At 70.4% G+C, this 15,299-nt stretch carries 17 protein-coding genes; 7 read left to right on the top strand and 10 right to left on the bottom strand.

Annotated elements, in window-relative coordinates; genetic code table 11:
* Nucleotides 1-58: 58 nt before the first annotated feature.
* Nucleotides 59-1,180, top strand: a complete 1,122-nt coding sequence (locus ABD798_RS36895; protein WP_344886264.1) for a Fic family protein — start codon at nucleotides 59-61, stop codon at nucleotides 1,178-1,180.
* Between the two features lie 27 nt (nucleotides 1,181-1,207).
* On the opposite strand, the gene ABD798_RS36900 is transcribed toward ABD798_RS36895, so the two are convergent.
* The 3 genes from ABD798_RS36900 to ABD798_RS36910 all read right to left on the bottom strand — a co-directional run bounded on the left by ABD798_RS36900 (nucleotide 1,208) and on the right by ABD798_RS36910 (nucleotide 3,464).
* A complete protein-coding gene (locus ABD798_RS36900) occupies nucleotides 1,208-2,281 on the bottom strand; it encodes a hypothetical protein (protein ID WP_344886266.1) in 1,074 nt (357 codons plus the stop codon).
* Nucleotides 2,282-2,451: 170 nt separating this feature from the next.
* Nucleotides 2,452-2,679, bottom strand: coding sequence for a DUF3107 domain-containing protein (locus ABD798_RS36905; RefSeq protein WP_086826682.1), 228 nt, complete (start codon nucleotides 2,677-2,679; stop codon nucleotides 2,452-2,454).
* A gap of 110 nt (nucleotides 2,680-2,789) precedes the next feature.
* On the bottom strand, nucleotides 2,790-3,464 hold the full coding sequence (locus ABD798_RS36910; RefSeq protein ID WP_344886269.1) for a ferritin-like fold-containing protein: 675 nt from the start codon (nucleotides 3,462-3,464) through the stop codon (nucleotides 2,790-2,792).
* Nucleotides 3,465-3,782: 318 nt separating this feature from the next.
* Here ABD798_RS36910 and ABD798_RS36915 point away from each other — a divergent pair, with 318 nt between their 5' ends.
* The 3 genes from ABD798_RS36915 to ABD798_RS36925 all read left to right on the top strand — a co-directional run bounded on the left by ABD798_RS36915 (nucleotide 3,783) and on the right by ABD798_RS36925 (nucleotide 8,138).
* On the top strand, nucleotides 3,783-5,588 hold the full coding sequence (locus tag ABD798_RS36915; RefSeq protein ID WP_344886271.1) for a DEAD/DEAH box helicase: 1,806 nt from the start codon (nucleotides 3,783-3,785) through the stop codon (nucleotides 5,586-5,588).
* A 236-nt stretch (nucleotides 5,589-5,824) separates the two neighbouring features.
* Nucleotides 5,825-7,204, top strand: coding sequence for an Rv3212 family protein (locus ABD798_RS36920; RefSeq protein WP_344886273.1), 1,380 nt, complete (start codon nucleotides 5,825-5,827; stop codon nucleotides 7,202-7,204).
* Nucleotides 7,205-7,235: 31 nt separating this feature from the next.
* Entirely contained in the window at nucleotides 7,236-8,138 is a 903-nt protein-coding gene (locus ABD798_RS36925; RefSeq protein ID WP_344886275.1) for an alpha/beta fold hydrolase, read from the top strand.
* Nucleotides 8,139-8,294: 156 nt separating this feature from the next.
* Here ABD798_RS36925 and ABD798_RS36930 read toward each other — a convergent pair whose 3' ends face one another.
* The 5 genes from ABD798_RS36930 to ABD798_RS36950 all read right to left on the bottom strand — a co-directional run bounded on the left by ABD798_RS36930 (nucleotide 8,295) and on the right by ABD798_RS36950 (nucleotide 11,201).
* Nucleotides 8,295-8,615 carry a hypothetical protein gene (locus ABD798_RS36930; RefSeq protein ID WP_344886276.1) on the bottom strand — a complete coding sequence of 107 codons (321 nt, stop codon included), beginning with the start codon at nucleotides 8,613-8,615 and terminating at the stop codon, nucleotides 8,295-8,297.
* Nucleotides 8,594-9,433 carry a RecB family exonuclease gene (locus ABD798_RS36935; RefSeq protein ID WP_344886278.1) on the bottom strand — a complete coding sequence of 280 codons (840 nt, stop codon included), beginning with the start codon at nucleotides 9,431-9,433 and terminating at the stop codon, nucleotides 8,594-8,596. Before ABD798_RS36935 ends, ABD798_RS36930 begins: the two co-directional genes overlap by 22 nt.
* A gap of 14 nt (nucleotides 9,434-9,447) precedes the next feature.
* Complete coding sequence (locus ABD798_RS36940; RefSeq protein WP_344886280.1) at nucleotides 9,448-10,323, bottom strand: PHP domain-containing protein; 876 nt, start codon at nucleotides 10,321-10,323, stop codon at nucleotides 9,448-9,450.
* 128 nt (nucleotides 10,324-10,451) lie between these two features.
* Nucleotides 10,452-11,015 carry a PH domain-containing protein gene (locus ABD798_RS36945; protein WP_344886282.1) on the bottom strand — a complete coding sequence of 188 codons (564 nt, stop codon included), beginning with the start codon at nucleotides 11,013-11,015 and terminating at the stop codon, nucleotides 10,452-10,454.
* A gap of 24 nt (nucleotides 11,016-11,039) precedes the next feature.
* Complete coding sequence (locus ABD798_RS36950; RefSeq protein ID WP_086826783.1) at nucleotides 11,040-11,201, bottom strand: hypothetical protein; 162 nt, start codon at nucleotides 11,199-11,201, stop codon at nucleotides 11,040-11,042.
* A 247-nt stretch (nucleotides 11,202-11,448) separates the two neighbouring features.
* Here ABD798_RS36950 and ABD798_RS36955 point away from each other — a divergent pair, with 247 nt between their 5' ends.
* Entirely contained in the window at nucleotides 11,449-11,766 is a 318-nt protein-coding gene (locus ABD798_RS36955; protein WP_344886285.1) for a hypothetical protein, read from the top strand.
* Nucleotides 11,767-11,775: 9 nt separating this feature from the next.
* Here the strand turns inward: ABD798_RS36955 and ABD798_RS36960 are convergent, their stop codons facing one another.
* Entirely contained in the window at nucleotides 11,776-12,873 is a 1,098-nt protein-coding gene (locus ABD798_RS36960) for a DUF2332 domain-containing protein (RefSeq protein ID WP_344886287.1), read from the bottom strand.
* Nucleotides 12,874-12,882: 9 nt separating this feature from the next.
* On the bottom strand, nucleotides 12,883-13,389 hold the full coding sequence (locus ABD798_RS36965) for a MaoC family dehydratase (protein WP_086826785.1): 507 nt from the start codon (nucleotides 13,387-13,389) through the stop codon (nucleotides 12,883-12,885).
* Between the two features lie 321 nt (nucleotides 13,390-13,710).
* Between ABD798_RS36965 and corA the strand changes: the two genes are divergently transcribed.
* Together corA and ABD798_RS36975 are read left to right on the top strand one after the other, a co-directional pair.
* On the top strand, nucleotides 13,711-14,790 hold the full coding sequence (gene corA / locus ABD798_RS36970) for a magnesium/cobalt transporter CorA (protein WP_344886288.1): 1,080 nt from the start codon (nucleotides 13,711-13,713) through the stop codon (nucleotides 14,788-14,790).
* Nucleotides 14,791-14,809: 19 nt separating this feature from the next.
* Nucleotides 14,810-15,205 (top strand): hypothetical protein, encoded by a 396-nt coding sequence (locus tag ABD798_RS36975; protein ID WP_344886290.1) that lies wholly within the window; start codon nucleotides 14,810-14,812, stop codon nucleotides 15,203-15,205.
* Nucleotides 15,206-15,299: the final 94 nt, after the last annotated feature.

Consider the following 15,299-nt stretch of genomic DNA (forward strand, 5'->3'; position numbering starts at 1 on the left):
CAAAGAGACACGTGTCTTTAAGTATGAGACATTGGGACACGACCGCCGGAGGCCCGCCATGCTGTTCCAGCTGCCACCGCTCGACGACCGCGACCGTCAAGTGATCGAAGAGATCGACCGCTTCCGGGTGGACATGCGCTTCTCGCTGCGCGAACCGAAGCGGTGGGACGGCCAGCTGCGCCGCAACCTGCTCGCGAAGGCGATCCAGGGCAGCAACAGCATCGAGGGCTACGACATCAGCGACGACGACGCCGTCGCGGCGGTCGACGAGGAGGAGCCCCTCACCGCGAGCGAGGCGACCTGGGCGGAGATCCAGGGCTACCGCTCCGCGATGAGCTACGTGCTCCAGCTCGCCGACGATCCGGACTTCACCCTCGACCAGTCACTGATCAAGAGCCTGCAGTACATGATGCTGGGGCACGACCTCAGCAAGAGCCCTGGCCGCTACCGCCAGAAGTCGATCTACGTCGTGGACGAGGCCCGCGACATCGTCGTCTACGAGGGACCCGACCACGCGCAGGTGCCGGGGCTGATGTCCGAGTTCGTCGCCTCGCTCGACCGGGACGAGGCCGCCCCCGGCTACGTCCGCGCCGCCCTCGCCCACCTCAACCTGGTCATGATCCATCCGTTCCGGGACGGCAACGGCCGCATGGCGCGCTGCCTGCAGACCCTCATCCTGGCCCGCGACAAGATCGTCGCCCCGCAGTTCAGCAGCATCGAGGAGTTCCTCGGGCACAACACGCCCGCCTACTACGCCGTTCTCGCCGAGGTCGGTGCCGGTTCGTGGAACCCGGGCAACGACACGACGCCCTGGGTCAAGTTCATCCTCAAGGCCCACCACATCCAGGCGCAGACAGTGGTCAACCGACTGAACGAGGCCGCGACGCTGTGGTCCGAACTGGACGAGATCGCCGCGCGCGGCGGCCTACCGCAGCGGTGCGTCCCCGCGCTGTTCGACGCGGTCACGGGCCTGCGCCTGCGGCGTTCCGGTTACATGAAGCTGGCCAGCGTCGAGGATCGGACGGCAACCCGGGACCTCCAGGCCATGGTTGACGCCGATCTCCTCGTCGCCAGGGGTGAACGGCGCGCGCGGACCTACTCCGCCGCCGAGGCACTACGCCTGCTCAGGAACCAGGTCAAGGCGATGAGACGACGGGTGATCGACCCGTATGAGAACTGAGCGCCCCGGGGAACCGGGGCGCTCACGTCACTTCAGCTGACCCGCCTTGAGCCGCTCGGAAGGCCAGGACGGCGCCGTCGGCTTGCCGAGCTGGCTGGTCTCCGGCACCGGGAGCTTGCCGTCCCACAGGTACTCCACCCGCCGCGCGGACCCCTCGGCCCCGGTCGGGTCGACCTTCGGCTCATAGGACAGCTGCTCGGAGTACGCGGGCAGCAACGTCTTCGGGTCGAGGTAGAACACCATCTCGGTCGTGCCGGAGCTGTTGCCCATGGGGTAGTACGGGTGGTCGTCGAAGGACAGCTTCGTCTGCTGGAACGCCCAGATGAAGATCTGCGACCCCGCCCGCCCGCTGCTGGTCTCGACCACGTTGAACGCCACGGGGAAGCGGACGTACTGCTTGCCCTCGCGGGAGACCATGGTGGGCTTGCCCGGGTTGAGGAAGCCTTCCGCCTTGTTCAGGTACGCCAGGAAGGCCTGCGCCTGCGTCTCGTTCATGCCACCGGGGATCAGGCCGTTGCCGATCTTGCCGCCCATTTCCACCCCCTTGATGGGGTCGCACGGCCCGGCCTCGGCGATGGCGCCGTCGTAGCGGACCCGGCGCTTGGCGCCGTCGACGCAGGCGTTGGTGTCGTCGAGGAAGTTCATCTTGCGCTGCTTGTAGTCGAAGCCGCCCTCGACGATCTTGCCTTCGTAGGGCTGTCCCGCCAGGTACGGCCCGATCCGGCTGAGCGCGATCGAGTCGATCCGGGTGTGCACCACCGGCTGGGTCAGCTGCGCCATGATCGTGTCGTCGAGCAGCTTCTTCGGGTCCGTCTTGGCGATGTCGGCCTCGGTCAGCTCCTTCTTGCCCTTGCCGCCCTCAGCCTGCGAGGCGCCGGGCTTCTCCGCTCCACCGCCGCTGAGCAGCGCCCAGCCACCGATGCCGAGGCCGGCCACGAGCACGACCACCAACGACACGATCAGGGCCGTCCGGCCACGCCGCGGTTGAGGAGGCGGCGGCTGTGGTGGGTACTGCTGCGGGTACGGGTAGGGCTGTTGGGGCTGGTAGGGCCCTTGCGGGCCGGGCTGTCCGTGCCATCCAGGACCAGGAGGTGCGGTCATGGGCCGGATTGTCACACCGGCACCACTCGAACGGCCCAGGCTTCAGCACAGCGTGAAGGAGCTCGCCACATCGCTCTCTCACACCGGCGCCCCTGGACGGGCTCCGCTCCAGAACAGGGTGAAGGCCCGCCACCCCGGATCGGGGCGACGGGCCTTCGAGGAGCGAGGACCTACTGGACCGCGAAACCGACGCGGCGAACGTCGGCCGCACCGATCTCGATGTAGGACACCTTGTTCGCCGGGATGATGAAGCGCTTGCCCTTGTCGTCGGTCAGGGACAGCACCCCGCCCTCCCTGCGAAGCGAGTCGGCGACCAGCTCCTCGACCTCGTCCTGAGACAACGCGCTTGAGACGACCAGCTCACGCGGGCTGTACTCGACGCCGATCTTGACCTCCACGCCGACCTCCGTGCTGAAAAGTCCGAATAAGAGACGGTTCCCAGGCTAGTCCAGGGTGTGCCCGCTCCACCTCGGCACCACCCCGCTTGCGCTGAGGGCGGAATCGGGAATCAGCCGAGACCGAGCGCCTGCATCCGCTGACCGTGGTTGTTCTGCAGCCTGCGGATCAGCGTGCCGATGCCGGAGAGGTCACCGGTACCCCTGATGATCAGCTCGGCGAGACCGTCGCGCTCGGCGGCGACGTGCTGGGCCTGCGTCACGGCCTCGCCGAGCAGGCGGCGGCCCCACAGGGCGAGCCGGTCGCGGACCTTGCGGTCGGCCTCACAGGCGGCCAGGACCTCGCGCTCGGCGAAGGCGGAGTGGCCGGTGTCGGCCAGCACGTCCAGCACCAGCTGCTTGGCCGCCGGGTCCAGCCACTCGGCGATCTCGCGGTAGAAGTCCGAGGCCAGCCCGTCGCCCACGTAGGCCTTGACCAGCGACTCCAGCCAGGAACGCGGGGCGGTGGAGGCGTGGAAGGCATCCAGCGGGGCCTGGAACGGCGCCATGACCTCCTCGACGCGCAGGCCGCGCCGGGCGAGGAACTGCTCGAGCTGGCGGTAGTGACCCATCTCCGCGCCCGCCATCCCGGCCAGCGCGGCGCGCCCGGCCAGCGTCGGGGCGCTGCGCGCGTCCTCGGCCATCCGGTCGAAGGCCGAGAGCTCGCCGTAGGCCAGCACGCCGATCAGGTCCACGACACCGGCTTCGAGGGGCTCGGTGTCCGATTTCTGCAGGTCCGCCTCGGTCATGGTGAGGAGCGTATCGGGCAACGCGGATCACACCCGGATGGCTGAGCACCCGTGACCGGAGCGTGAGACACGTCCTAACGGTGTGCGCACAGCGCTGGTCGTCTGGCATTTCCCGGGTAGACTCCCCACCCAGACGCACGACGACTGTCCGAGCGAAGCCGCCGGTGATGAGTTCATCGCCCGCTCGCCGGGCCGCGTCGGCGACAAGGTGGCGGAACGAACCGTCACCGCGACAAGGGCGCGCGTATCGCCTCGTCAAGCCCTCCCGCGCGGGAGGTCCACCCCAGTGGACGCCACGCCGCGGTCGAGCGCCGCTCCATGGCATGCGCGCAAGGCACGAGAGAGGCGATCACTCTGACCGTCAGCAGCGACACCAAGACCGGCACCACCGAGAACGACGACTCCGTCGAGGCCATCGTGGCCGAGGAGCTCGCCGAGGCCCACCCCCTCCGAGCAGCGGCGACCGTGGTCGAGGACGCCCCGACCTTCGCCGAGCTCGGCGTGCACGACAAGATCGTCAAGGCGCTCACCGAGGCGGGCATCGAGCGCACCTTCGCCATCCAGAAGCTGACGCTGCCGCTGGCCCTGGCCGGCGAGGACGTCATCGGCCAGGCGCGCACCGGCACCGGCAAGACCCTGGGCTTCGGCGTTCCCGCGCTGCAGCGCCTCGAACTGCCGGGCGACGGCACGCCGCAGGTGCTCGTGGTCGTTCCGACCCGCGAGCTGTGCCTGCAGGTCACCGCCGACCTCAAGGACGCGGGCAAGTACCTCAAGGCGCGCGTGCTCCCCGTCTACGGCGGGCGCCCGTACGAGCCGCAGATCGCCGCGTTGCGCAAGGGCGTCGACGTGGTCATCGGCACCCCCGGCCGCCTGCTGGACCTGGCCGAGCAGCGCCACCTGGTGCTGGGCAAGGTCCGCACCCTGGTGCTGGACGAGGCCGACGAGATGCTCGACCTCGGCTTCCTCCCGGACATCGAGCGCGTGCTGCGGATGGTCCCGGACAAGCGCCAGACCATGCTCTTCTCGGCGACCATGCCGGGCCCGATCATCACGCTGGCCAGGACCTTCCTCACCCAGCCCACGCACATCCGGGCCGAGGAGGTGGACGCCAGCGCCGTGCACGAGCGCACCTCGCAGTTCGTCTACCGCGCGCACTCCCTCGACAAGGTCGAGGTCGTCTCCCGGGTGCTGCAGGCCGACGGCCGCTCGCTCACGATGATCTTCACCAGGACCAAGCGCACCGCGCAGAAGCTCGCCGACGACCTCGCCGAGCGCGGGTTCGCGGTGGCCCCGGTGCACGGTGACCTCGGCCAGGGCGCCAGGGAGCAGGCGCTGCGCGCGTTCCGCTCCGGCAAGGTGGACGTGCTCGTCTGCACCGATGTCGCCGCGCGCGGCATCGACGTCGAGGGCGTCACGCACGTGATCAACTACCAGTGCCCCGAGGACGAGAAGACCTACGTCCACCGGATCGGCCGCACCGGCCGCGCCGGGCGCACCGGCGTCGCGGTCACGCTGGTCGACTGGGACGAGGAGCCCCGCTGGAAGTCCATCAGCGAGGCGCTCGACCTGGGCAAGCCGGAGCCGGTGGAGACCTACTCCACCTCCGACCACCTGTTCAGCGATCTGGGCATCCCGACCGGCATCACCGGCAGGCTCCCGCTGGGCCAGCGCACCCGCGAGGGCCTGGCCGCCGAGGAGCTGGACGAGGAGCCGCGCCGCGGCCGGGGCGCCAAGCGGGCAGGCGAGCGCGGCGGCGAGGCGAAGGCCAAGCCGAAGCGCGAGCGCGTCCGCAAGCGCACCAGGGGCGGTAGCGCCGGGGACGGCGCGAGCGACGAGGGCGGCGACGCCAAGGCGTGCACCGCCGAGACCCCGGCCGCCACCGCGGAGACCGGTGACGAGACCCGTCCCACCACCCCGCGCAGGCGCAGGCGCCGGACCAGGGCCGCCGGCGCTGGTGCCGAGGGCGGACAGGCCACCGACGGGGGCCAGGAGCCGGTGGCCGCACGCGCCCAGGAAGATGGGGACAGCAGCGCGACCGAGCGCCCGGCCCGGCGTCGGCGCAGGCGTCGCGCTGGTGTTGACGCGGGCGGCGAGCAGGCCGTGGCGGCGAGCGGCGAGGAGTGATGCGGGTGACGGGCTCTGGGCAGCACGGCGAGCAGGACCAGCCGACCAGCCACGATCCGGAGCCCGTCCTCCCCGTCCCTTCGGAGGTTCCCCCCTCGGACGTTCCCCCTTCGGACACGGCCTCGTCAGGCCCGGTACCGACGGACGCGGCGAACACCAGCGCAGCATCATCCGGAGCAGCACCGTCCAGCGCAGCACCGCCCCGCGCGGCGCCCGCTGACAGCGATCCCGCTGACGTGGCGGACGCGGACACGCCGCCGATGGGCATCGCGGCCGCGAACGCCGGAGCAGCGACAACGGCCGTGACCTCGGACCCGTGGCACGACCACCAGGCCGTCGCCGTGGCCACCGAGCCGGTCGTCGAGCAGCGCCCGTTGGTGCCAACGCGCTCCTTCCACCGCAAGACCGACTACGTGGTCGCGGCGCTGATCGCGATCACCGCCCTGGTCGTGGCGTTCATCGTCCAGCGCACCGGTGACGCGGCCGCGACGGTCTCGCGGACCAGCGCGCAGCCGATGACCCAGCTGCCCCAGCCCACCGCGCTGCCGCCGTCCTTCGCCGAGGTCTGGCGGGCGCCGAGCTCGGCGACCTTCACCCCGGTCGTCGCCGGACCCGCCGTGGTGACCGGCGAGGGCGGCGAGATGGCCGGGCGCGACCCGCTGACCGGCGAGAAGAAGTGGTCCTACACGCGCGACCTGCCGCTGTGCACGGTCGGCATGTCGTGGGGCCAGGCGTTCGCGGTGTACACGAAGCCCGGCTGGACCGGCGGCAACGGCCCGCAGCAGGGCAACTGCAGCGAGATCACCGGCGTGGACGCGGCGACCGGGAAGCGGGTGCTCGCCCGCAACGGCAACGCCCCGAGCGGCACCCGGCTGCTCAGCGACGGCACGCACCTGGTGATGACCGGGAAGCGGCTGATCGAGGTGGTGCGCTTCGACCTGGTCAAGACGCTGGAGTACGGCAAGGTCGAGGCCGAGATCCAGCCCAACAAGCAGCCGAGGACGAACTGCGAGTTCGGCTCCATCGCGCTGGGTGGAAGCAGGCTCGGCGTGATCGAGCGCTGCCCCGACGACGTCAGCGACCGGCTGACGATGCAGAAGCCCAACCCCAAGGACTGGGACGGCCCCGAGGTCGCCTTCAGCACCGTGCTCAACGGGCGGGGCGCGCGCCTGGTCGCGATCACCGAGGACCGCACGGTGATCGCCCTGCCCGGTCCCCCGCGCCTGGTCACCTACGACGTCAACGGCAGCCAGATCGACGAGCAGGCGCTGTCCATCCCGGACTCCGACCTGGCGGGCGATCCGCCGGGGCAGGTGCCGCAGGTGGTCGAGGGCAGCTCGAACTCGTACTGGTTCACCGGTTCCAAGCTGGTCGCGCTGTCCACGAAGGAGCTTCGTCCACAGTGGACGGTTGACGGCGTCGTCGGTTCTCCGACGCTGTTCTCCGGCAGGCTCGTGGTCCCGGTGCGGGACGGACTGCTGGTGCTGGACGCGGTGAGCGGCGCGCGGATCGGGTCGGTCCCGGTGCGCCGCGACGAGCCCGGCCCGGTCGCGCTGGCGACGGCCGGCCCGGTGATCCTCGAACAGCGCGCCGGGACTCTCGTCGCGTTGCGGTGATTCCCAAGGCGGTCTGGGAGAGAATCACGGGGTGACCGTGCCGTTCCCGTCTCCGCTCACCCCGCACCGCGGGGCCAGGGTCGAGCTGCCCAGCCGCTACGGCCCGATCGCCGCGCTCAGGGCCGAGCCCGATCCCGAAGCGGATCTGGGCGCCGTCGCCGTGCTCGTGCCCGGCTACCCGGGGTCCAAGGAGGACTTCGCGCCGCTGCTCGACCCGATCTCCGACGCGGGCTTCGACGTCATCGCGATCGACCTGCCCGGGCTGAACGAGTCCGGCGGCCCCGAGGACGAGGCGGCCTACCGCCCCGGCGCGCTCGGCGAGGTGGTCGCCGAGCTGGTCAACGACCTCGGTGCCGGTGAGCGCGCGCCGGTGCTGCTGCTCGGGCACTCCTTCGGCGGGCTGGTGACGCGGGCCGCGGTGCTCGCGGGCGCGCGCGTCGCCGGGCTGACGCTGCTGTGCTCCGGGCCGAGCGAGCTGCCGGACGGCGACCGCAGGCAGGCGATCATCGAGGGCGAGCCGATCCTGCGCGCCAAGGGCATGGCCGCCGCGCAGGAGCTGCGCGAGGCCCGCGACGCGCGCAGGCCGGGCTGGGCGCACGTGCCGCAGCGGCTCAAGGAGTTCTACCGCAGCCGCTTCCTGGCGTCGAAGCCCGCCGGGCTGCTCGGCATGGCGGACGGCCTGCGCTACGAGCCCGACCTGGTGCCCAAGCTCGGCGTCGTGCTCCAGTCGACCGGAACGCCCAGCCTGGTGGTCTGCGGCGAGGGCGACGACGTGTGGCCGGTGAGCGCGCAGCGCGACATGGCCGAACGCCTCGACGCCGACTTCGCGGTGCTCGCGGGCGCCGGGCACTCCCCCAACGTGGAGAACCCCGAAGCCCTGCTCGCCACGCTCCTGCCCACCTGGCGCGCCTGGCTCACCGAGAAGTCCGCCTAGCCCGAGGGTTCACCAGTCTTCAAGGACGACGAACCCCCACCTGAACCATCGCCAACCACCACGAACCCGGCGTGGCTCGCGGCTACACCGACGGCCGCGCCAGGGGTTTGCGGGTCGTGAAGACCGCACCACCCGCTGGGACCGCGGGAGGAGCGGTCAGGACCACCACCAGAACCAGAGGGTGGCGCCGGCGATCACGTAGACGCCGAACACCATGGCCAGCCCAACCCGGCCGGGCTCGTGGTCTGAGCGCTGCTGGAGCACCACCATCACGGCCCCGACCACCAGGTGGCCGATCACCTCGGCGATGCCCGGCCCGGGGATGCCGGTCACGCCCGCGTAGATCTGGGCGAGCACCATGCCCACCGCCAGCAGCACCATCCCGGCGGCGAGCGAGCCCGCCATCCCGCTGATCAGGCGGCGGACCAGCGAGTTGCGGCGGCCGATCGCGGGGCTCACGGCGCCAGCGTCGCCCACGGCTCCACCTCCGGCGCGGCGGCCTGACCCTCCGGGCACAGCCTGCGGAAGTCGCACCACGTGCACTGCCTGCCGGTCGTCGGCGGGAACAGCACGTCCCGGTCCCCGCCCGCCGTGAGGGTGTCGGTGGCGAGCGCGAGGTCCTCGGCGGCCTCCTCCGCGCGGCTGAGGTGCCTGCCGAGCGAGTCCTCGGTGTGCTCCCAGACCGCGACCTCGCCGGAGGGCAGGTGGTGCAGCTCGACCCTGCGGCACGGGCGGCGCAGCGTGCGGCGCGCGGCGATGGCGTAGAGCGCGAGCGCCTGCGAGCCGCGAGCGTCGTCGACGCCCAGTGCGTGCCTGCCGGTCTTGTAGTCGACGATCACCAGTTCGCCGTCGCGCAGGTCGATGCGGTCGACCCGGCCCTCAGCGACGATCTTCTCCGTCGGCGTGGAGACCCAGCGCTCCAGGCCGATCGGCTCCAGCTCCTTCGGCAGCCCGCGCACGTAGTCGGCGACCCACTGCTTGGCGCGGTCGCGGTAGACCTCGGCCTGCTCGGCGTCGCGGAAGCCGTCGCTCTTCCAGCACCTGCGCACCAGGTCAGCGGCCTGTTCCTCGCTGCGGCGCTCCTGCGGCAGGTCGAAGTACCCCTTCAGCGCGTTGTGCACCACCGCGCCCAGCGTGCTGCTCGCCCACGGCCCGCCGCGCTTGGGCGCGGGCCGGTCGAGGTAGGCCATCCGGTACCGGCGAGGGCAGTCGCTCCAGGTCGCCAGCTTGGCAGGCGTCACCTTCACCAGCCTGCGCGGCATCCCTCCGAGGTCAAGACCCAGCTGCCCGTCCACGCGCCCCACGGTACTCAGGACAGCTGTCGCTCCCACACCGGGCAGGAACCGGGCTTGGCGCGCGCCACCAACGCCTCGAACTGCTCGGGGTCGGTGGTCTCCTGGCCGAGCCGGATCGTCTTGTTCGTCCCGTGGTAGTCGCTGGAGCCGGTCATCACCAGGTCCAGCCGCGCGGCCAGCTCCCGCAGCTCGGCGCGGGTCGGCTCGTCGTGGTTGGGGTGGTCGACCTCCACGCCGGAGAGGCCGAGCGCGGCGAGGTCGGCGACGACCTCGGGCGTGACGACCGGTCCGCGTGCCCTGGCGAAGGGGTGCGCGAGCACGGTCACCCCTCCGGCGTCGGCGATCATCGCGATGGCCCGCTCGACGGGGGTGTCGGTGCGCGGCAGCAGGTAGGAGCCACCGCTGCCCAGGAACCGGGCGAACGCCTCGTCGACCGAGCCGACCACGCCCGCCCGCATCAGCGCCTGAGCCAGGTGGGGCCGCCCGGCGGGCGCGTCCGGGGACAGCCCGGCCATCAGGTCGTCCGGGTCGACCGGGAAGCCGTCGGCGGCCATCCGCGCGGCCATCCGGTGCAGCCGCACCCTGCGCTCCGCCCGCAGCCGCGCCTGTTCGGCGACCAGCGGTTCGGACGCGGGATCGAACAGGTAGGCGAGCAGGTGCACGGTGACGGTCCCGCCGACGCCGTCCGAGGACTCGCAGGACAGCTCGGCGCCGGGCAGCATCCGCATCCCCGGCGGCAGCGCGTCCATCGCCTCGGACCACCCGGCGGTGGTGTCGTGGTCGGTCACCGCGATGACGTCGAGCCCGGCCAGCTCGGCCGCCTTGATCAACCCGGCGGGCGAGTCGGTGCCGTCGGAGGCCGTGGAGTGGGTATGCAAGTCGATCCGCACCCCTGAAGTCTGCTCCACGGGTGCGGAAAACACAGAACCCCCCGGCCAGGCGCCTGCCTGGCGGAGGGCTCCACGGCTGACCACCAACCCCGTGCGATCAGCCGTTGTCGTGCGCGTTCAGAGGAGGGTCATCCGGTGGCTCGCTTGCTCAGCGCGGCCTTCTTCTTGGCTTGCATCATCGAGAACCGCTCGGCCTGGGCCTTCTTGTCGCCGAAGACCAGCTCGGAGATGGCGTCGTAGACGTCCTCCGGGCAAGGCAGGTACTCGATCCGGTTGAGCGCCTGGATCTGACCCGCCGACTCGACGACGATCGTGCCGTAACCCCACATGCGACCGCTGATGCTGCGCTCGTAGGTGAGGTCGGTGACCTTGCCGATCGGCATCATCGCCACCTTGGTGGTGAAGACGCCGTTGGTGAGCATGAAGCGCTTGTCGGTGACGACGATGCGCTCCACCCACCACTCGATGACGAAGTAGGCGAAGCGAAGAAGAACGAACAGGGCGGCGTACCAGAGGATGTTCTGGACGAGCCACTGACCCGCCGGGAGCAGGTACGAGATCATCACGGCGCCCGCGAGCAGCGCGATGGTCTCGAAGATGTCCCACAGCAGGGTGGCCCAGTGCCGGCGCACCCTGATGATCCGTCGCTCGGTCTCGAGCAGGTACTCGTCGGGATCGCGAGGTGCGAACACGGTCTCACCGCCCTGTCGGTGTCATCAGACGAACAACGACCTGACGAACGTGATGATCGCCTGAGCCGCGTCCCGCAGTCTGCCCAGAATCCCGTTCACAGCGCCCGCGGCCTGATCCGGTGCGGTGAACACAAGGAACAGGACCAGCGCAATGCCAGCAAAGGTGAGGATCTTCTTGATGTTCACGTTGTCCAACCCCGTCCGCTAACGGCCTTGTTGGCGCCTGCGGAACCGTTGTACCGCACTCCGCCGCGCTTCGGCAGATTTGTACCGCACTTGGCTGAGTGCGAGTGCCAACTGCCTCGCCAAGACTACTGTCCGTGTTCGCGCCTGGCGATCGCGAATCTTCGATCCAGGGCGTCGGGGGAATCACAGTCCGCTCCCCGGATCGACTCCGGGCGATCCGCCGTTCGAACGACCCCGGTCGGGGCAGGTGGAGGCCGAGGGGAACGACGTCACGGCCGCCGCCGGAGAGCCGCTGAAAGCGATGGGGCTGGTTGTGACCGTCGGCGACTTGATCGGTTCTGTCGTCCGGTCGGCTGAACGCGGGTCGTACGAGATCTACGACCACGCCCGTCGTCCGGTCGGCGGAGGACAGCCGGCGCGGGACGGGGCGGCCACGAAGGCGCGGATCGATGGTGTGATCTTTGCCGCACACGATCAGGACGGAACGCTCACCGAGGGCCTCGGCGGGGCCTTCCAGGGCCCGGGCACAGTGCCCCAAATCACCAAGAATCGCCCGGCACGGTGACTTCAGGCACTAGAGCCACTCGACCCACTGCCCGTGCATACCGCTCCTGGCCACGGGACGAAGCTCTGACCTGCCCTTTTCCCAGCGACCGATGCTGACGACGTTGTGCGCCGGACCGTCGAGCACGAGGTCCTCACGCTCCGGAAGCACCAGGTTCAGGCAAGCGCCAAAGGGCTCCTGCGCCACCCACCAGAGCGTCCGGGACTCCGACAGCGCCCGGACCGCTTCCACGTAGTCCGCGCGCCGCGACTCGTCCACGTACGCCAGCAGGTTGCTGTTGAAGACCACCAGCGGCAGGTCGGCGGGCACGCGAGCGGCGGCCGCGTGCAGGTCGTCGACGGCGTCCCCGGCGACCAGCACGGGCGGGTCGGCCTTCACCTCCTCGGCGGCCAGCCGCAGGAAGCTGAGCCTGCGCGGCTGGTCCGGCCACACGCACGCCTCCAGCCAGCTCAGCTGCTCCTCGTCGGCGACGTCGACCGGGGTGAGGTCGAGCCCGACCTTCGCGTCGATGGCGGGGGCCTTGGCCCTGGTCCTGCCCTGCTCCCTGCGGACCGCCGTGTCCAGCACCAGCCGCGCCTTCTTGCGGCCGGTGTTCACGTCGGTGCCGTCCGGGAGGCGGTGGCGGTAGCCGTAGCGGTCCATGCCCAGCAGCAGCCCCGCGCTCGCGCCGACCTCCAGCAGACCGAGCGGGGCCTTGCCCACCTGAGCGGCGATGAGCGAGAGCACCGGGTACAGCACGGCGGCGCGCCGGACCTCGTTGGTCTGCGTGGTCCGCGAGGAGATCAGCTCGCGCATCTTGTCCGCGCGGCCGAGCACGAAGTCCCGGAACTCCGGCCACGCCGCCTCGTCGACGCCGTCGTGACCGCCGACCGAGGGGTAGTAGCGGGTCAGCGGGTGCCACGGCTCGGCGAACAGTGCGCGCTGGGCGGCGGCGAAGAACAGCGTCGGCACGGCGAAGTTGGCCGAGGTCGCGGTCAGCAGATCAGCGACCTCGGCGTCCTCGGCGACGCCGAGCGCGAACCGTTCGTAGAGCGGGGAGTTGCCCGCGGCCTCCTGCTCGGCGAACCGGTGGAACCGCTGGCGGACGGTGTCGAGCTGGGAGGTCATCGCTTGCTCCTACGAGAGCTTCGGCTCGGGGCGACCGGGCTGCTCGCCACCGCGCGCGAGCCCGTAGGACTTCTTCGGCACCATGACCTTGCGGCGGAACACGCAGACGACGGTGCCGTCCTGCTTGTAGCCGCGGGTCTCCACGTAGACAACCCCACGGTCGTCCTTGGACTTCGACGGGGTCTTGTCGAGCACCTCGGTCTCGCCGTAGATCGTGTCGCCGTGGAAGGTCGGCTTGACGTGCTTGAGCGACTCGACCTCGAGGTTGGCGATGGCCTTCCCGGAGACGTCGGGCACGGACATGCCCAGCAGCAGCGAGTAGATGTAGTTGCCGACAACGACGTTCTTGCCGAAGTCGGTGGTCTCCCCCGCGTAGTGCGCGTCCATGTGCAGCGGGTGGTGGTTCATCGTGAGCAGGCAGAACAGGTGGTCGTCGTACTCGGTGACCGTCTTGCCGGGCCAGTGCTTGTAGACAGCTCCGACCTCGAACTCCTCGAAGTAGCGCCCGAACTGCACAGCGACCTCCCGGGTGTGTTGGATCATGGTGCCCGCGAGGGACAGTCTCACCCCCGGACGGGTACCCTCGACAACTGGTCTGTGAGCGACTCCACCGTTCACCGGCTCCGGCATAAGGAGGTGGGACGCTGATGAGTGCAGACAGCACGCCTCCCAGTACCGGCTCGCGTCCCCGCCGCCGGACCACCATCCTCGGATAGGTCGGCCCGTCCGCACCCGGACTGGCCGGGACGCGCACCCCAGAGTCGGAACCGCTCGCGCTGAGCGGGTTTTCCGGCATCTCGTAACGCATTTCGCCGCGCGAACTCTCGGGAGCCCGTCATGCCTGGTTTGCCCACGCTCGGCCGCAAGGGCCGCACAACTCGAAACGGTCGAGGGATGACTCCGATTCCGGTCCCGCTTTCGGCGTACGTGGTCGACTGCGGCGTATACGTCGACGGCAAGCGCCTTCCCGGGCGGTGGACGCACCTCGCCGCGATCGAGGAGGTGCGGCAGCGGCAGAACGGCTTCGTCTGGATCGGCCTGCACGAGCCGGACGAGGAGCAGATCCAGAGCATCGCCGACACCTTCGGCCTGCACGAGCTGGCGGTGGAGGACGCGGTGCACGCGCACCAGCGGCCGAAGCTCGAACGCTACGACGACATGCTGTTCATGGTGCTCAAGACGGTGCGCTACGTGGCGCACGAGTCACCGGAGACGGCCAACGAGATCGTCGAGAGCGGCGAGATCATGGTCTTCGTCGGCCGCGACTACGTGATCACGGTGCGGCACGGCAAGCACGCGGGCCTCGCGACGCTGCGGCACCTGCTGGAGGAGGACCCGGAGAAGCTCGCGCTCGGGCCCGCCGCGGTGCTCTACCAGATCGCCGACCACGTCGTTGACCGCTACCTGGAGGTGACCAGCGCGGTCGAGGACGACATCGACCAGATGGAGGTCGCCGTCTTCGACCCGCGCAGCGACGTGGACCCCGAGCAGATCTACCTGATGAAGCGCGAGGTCATGGAGCTGCGCAGGGCGGTGGGCCCGCTGGCCACCCCGTTGCGCAGGCTCGCGGAGGGCTACATCCCGCTGGTGCCGGAGCAGGTGCGCTCCTACTTCCGCGACGTCGACGACCACCTCACGACCGTGCACGACCGCGTCGTGGCCTTCGACGAGCTGCTGACCACGCTGATCGACGCGGTGCTCGCCAAGATCACGCTCCGGCAGAACAACGACATGCGCAAGATCTCCGCGTGGGTCGCGATCATCTCGGTGCCGACCATGGTCGCCGGGATCTACGGCATGAACTTCGAGTTCATGCCGGAACTGAAGTGGGCCTTCGGGTATCCGATGGTCCTGTGCGTCATCGTCATCGCCTGCGTCGTGGTGTACCGGATCTTCCGGCGCAACCGCTGGCTCTAGTGCCGTTGGGAGGTTCCCCATGCTCCGGATGCTGCGCAGCCTGCGCGCCTGGATCCTGGTCGTCGCGGTCGCCTGGATCGCCACCATCACCACGTTGATCATGAGCAAACCCGAGGACGGGGCGCCTTCGGCCGACGTCCTGGCCACGCAGATCGCCGACGCGCTGCGTGCCCAGGACGCCGACCGCCTGGCCCAGCTCGTGTCCTTGGACGCGGGCGGTGACGAGGTCGCGCGCGTGACCGTCGCCAACTTCGGCACCGTGGACACGCAGCTGATCACCTCGCACCTGGAGCGGCTCAACGGCGTCCAGGTGGTCGTGGACTACGTGCGCCCCAACGGTGAACGCGGCGCGCTGCGGTTGCCCGCAGTGGTCAGCGCCGGGCGGTGGAAGGTCACGCCCGTCGCCACGCCCTGAACGTTCTGGTGAGCACGGCCGCCGCAGCAGCGCGGACTGGGCGAGGTTGGTCAGCTGGTGCAGGCCGATTCCGGTCGGCACCGTCTGGAACAAC

The organism is Allokutzneria multivorans (assembly GCF_039537405.1).
Taxonomy (GTDB): domain Bacteria; phylum Actinomycetota; class Actinomycetes; order Mycobacteriales; family Pseudonocardiaceae; genus Allokutzneria; species Allokutzneria multivorans.

Excerpts from the sequence above, each read along its gene's own strand:
- ABD798_RS36895 (WP_344886264.1), top strand. The coding sequence starts at position 59 with ATGCTGTTCCAGCTGCCACCGCTCGACGACCGCGACCGTCAAGTGATC.
- ABD798_RS36975 (WP_344886290.1), top strand. The coding sequence starts at position 14,810 with ATGCTCCGGATGCTGCGCAGCCTGCGCGCCTGGATCCTGGTCGTCGCG.
- corA (WP_344886288.1), top strand. The coding sequence starts at position 13,711 with ATGCCTGGTTTGCCCACGCTCGGCCGCAAGGGCCGCACAACTCGAAAC.
- ABD798_RS36960 (WP_344886287.1), bottom strand. The coding sequence starts at position 12,873 with ATGACCTCCCAGCTCGACACCGTCCGCCAGCGGTTCCACCGGTTCGCC.
- ABD798_RS36915 (WP_344886271.1), top strand. The coding sequence starts at position 3,783 with ATGGCATGCGCGCAAGGCACGAGAGAGGCGATCACTCTGACCGTCAGC.
- ABD798_RS36900 (WP_344886266.1), bottom strand. The coding sequence starts at position 2,281 with ATGACCGCACCTCCTGGTCCTGGATGGCACGGACAGCCCGGCCCGCAA.
- ABD798_RS36910 (WP_344886269.1), bottom strand. The coding sequence starts at position 3,464 with ATGACCGAGGCGGACCTGCAGAAATCGGACACCGAGCCCCTCGAAGCC.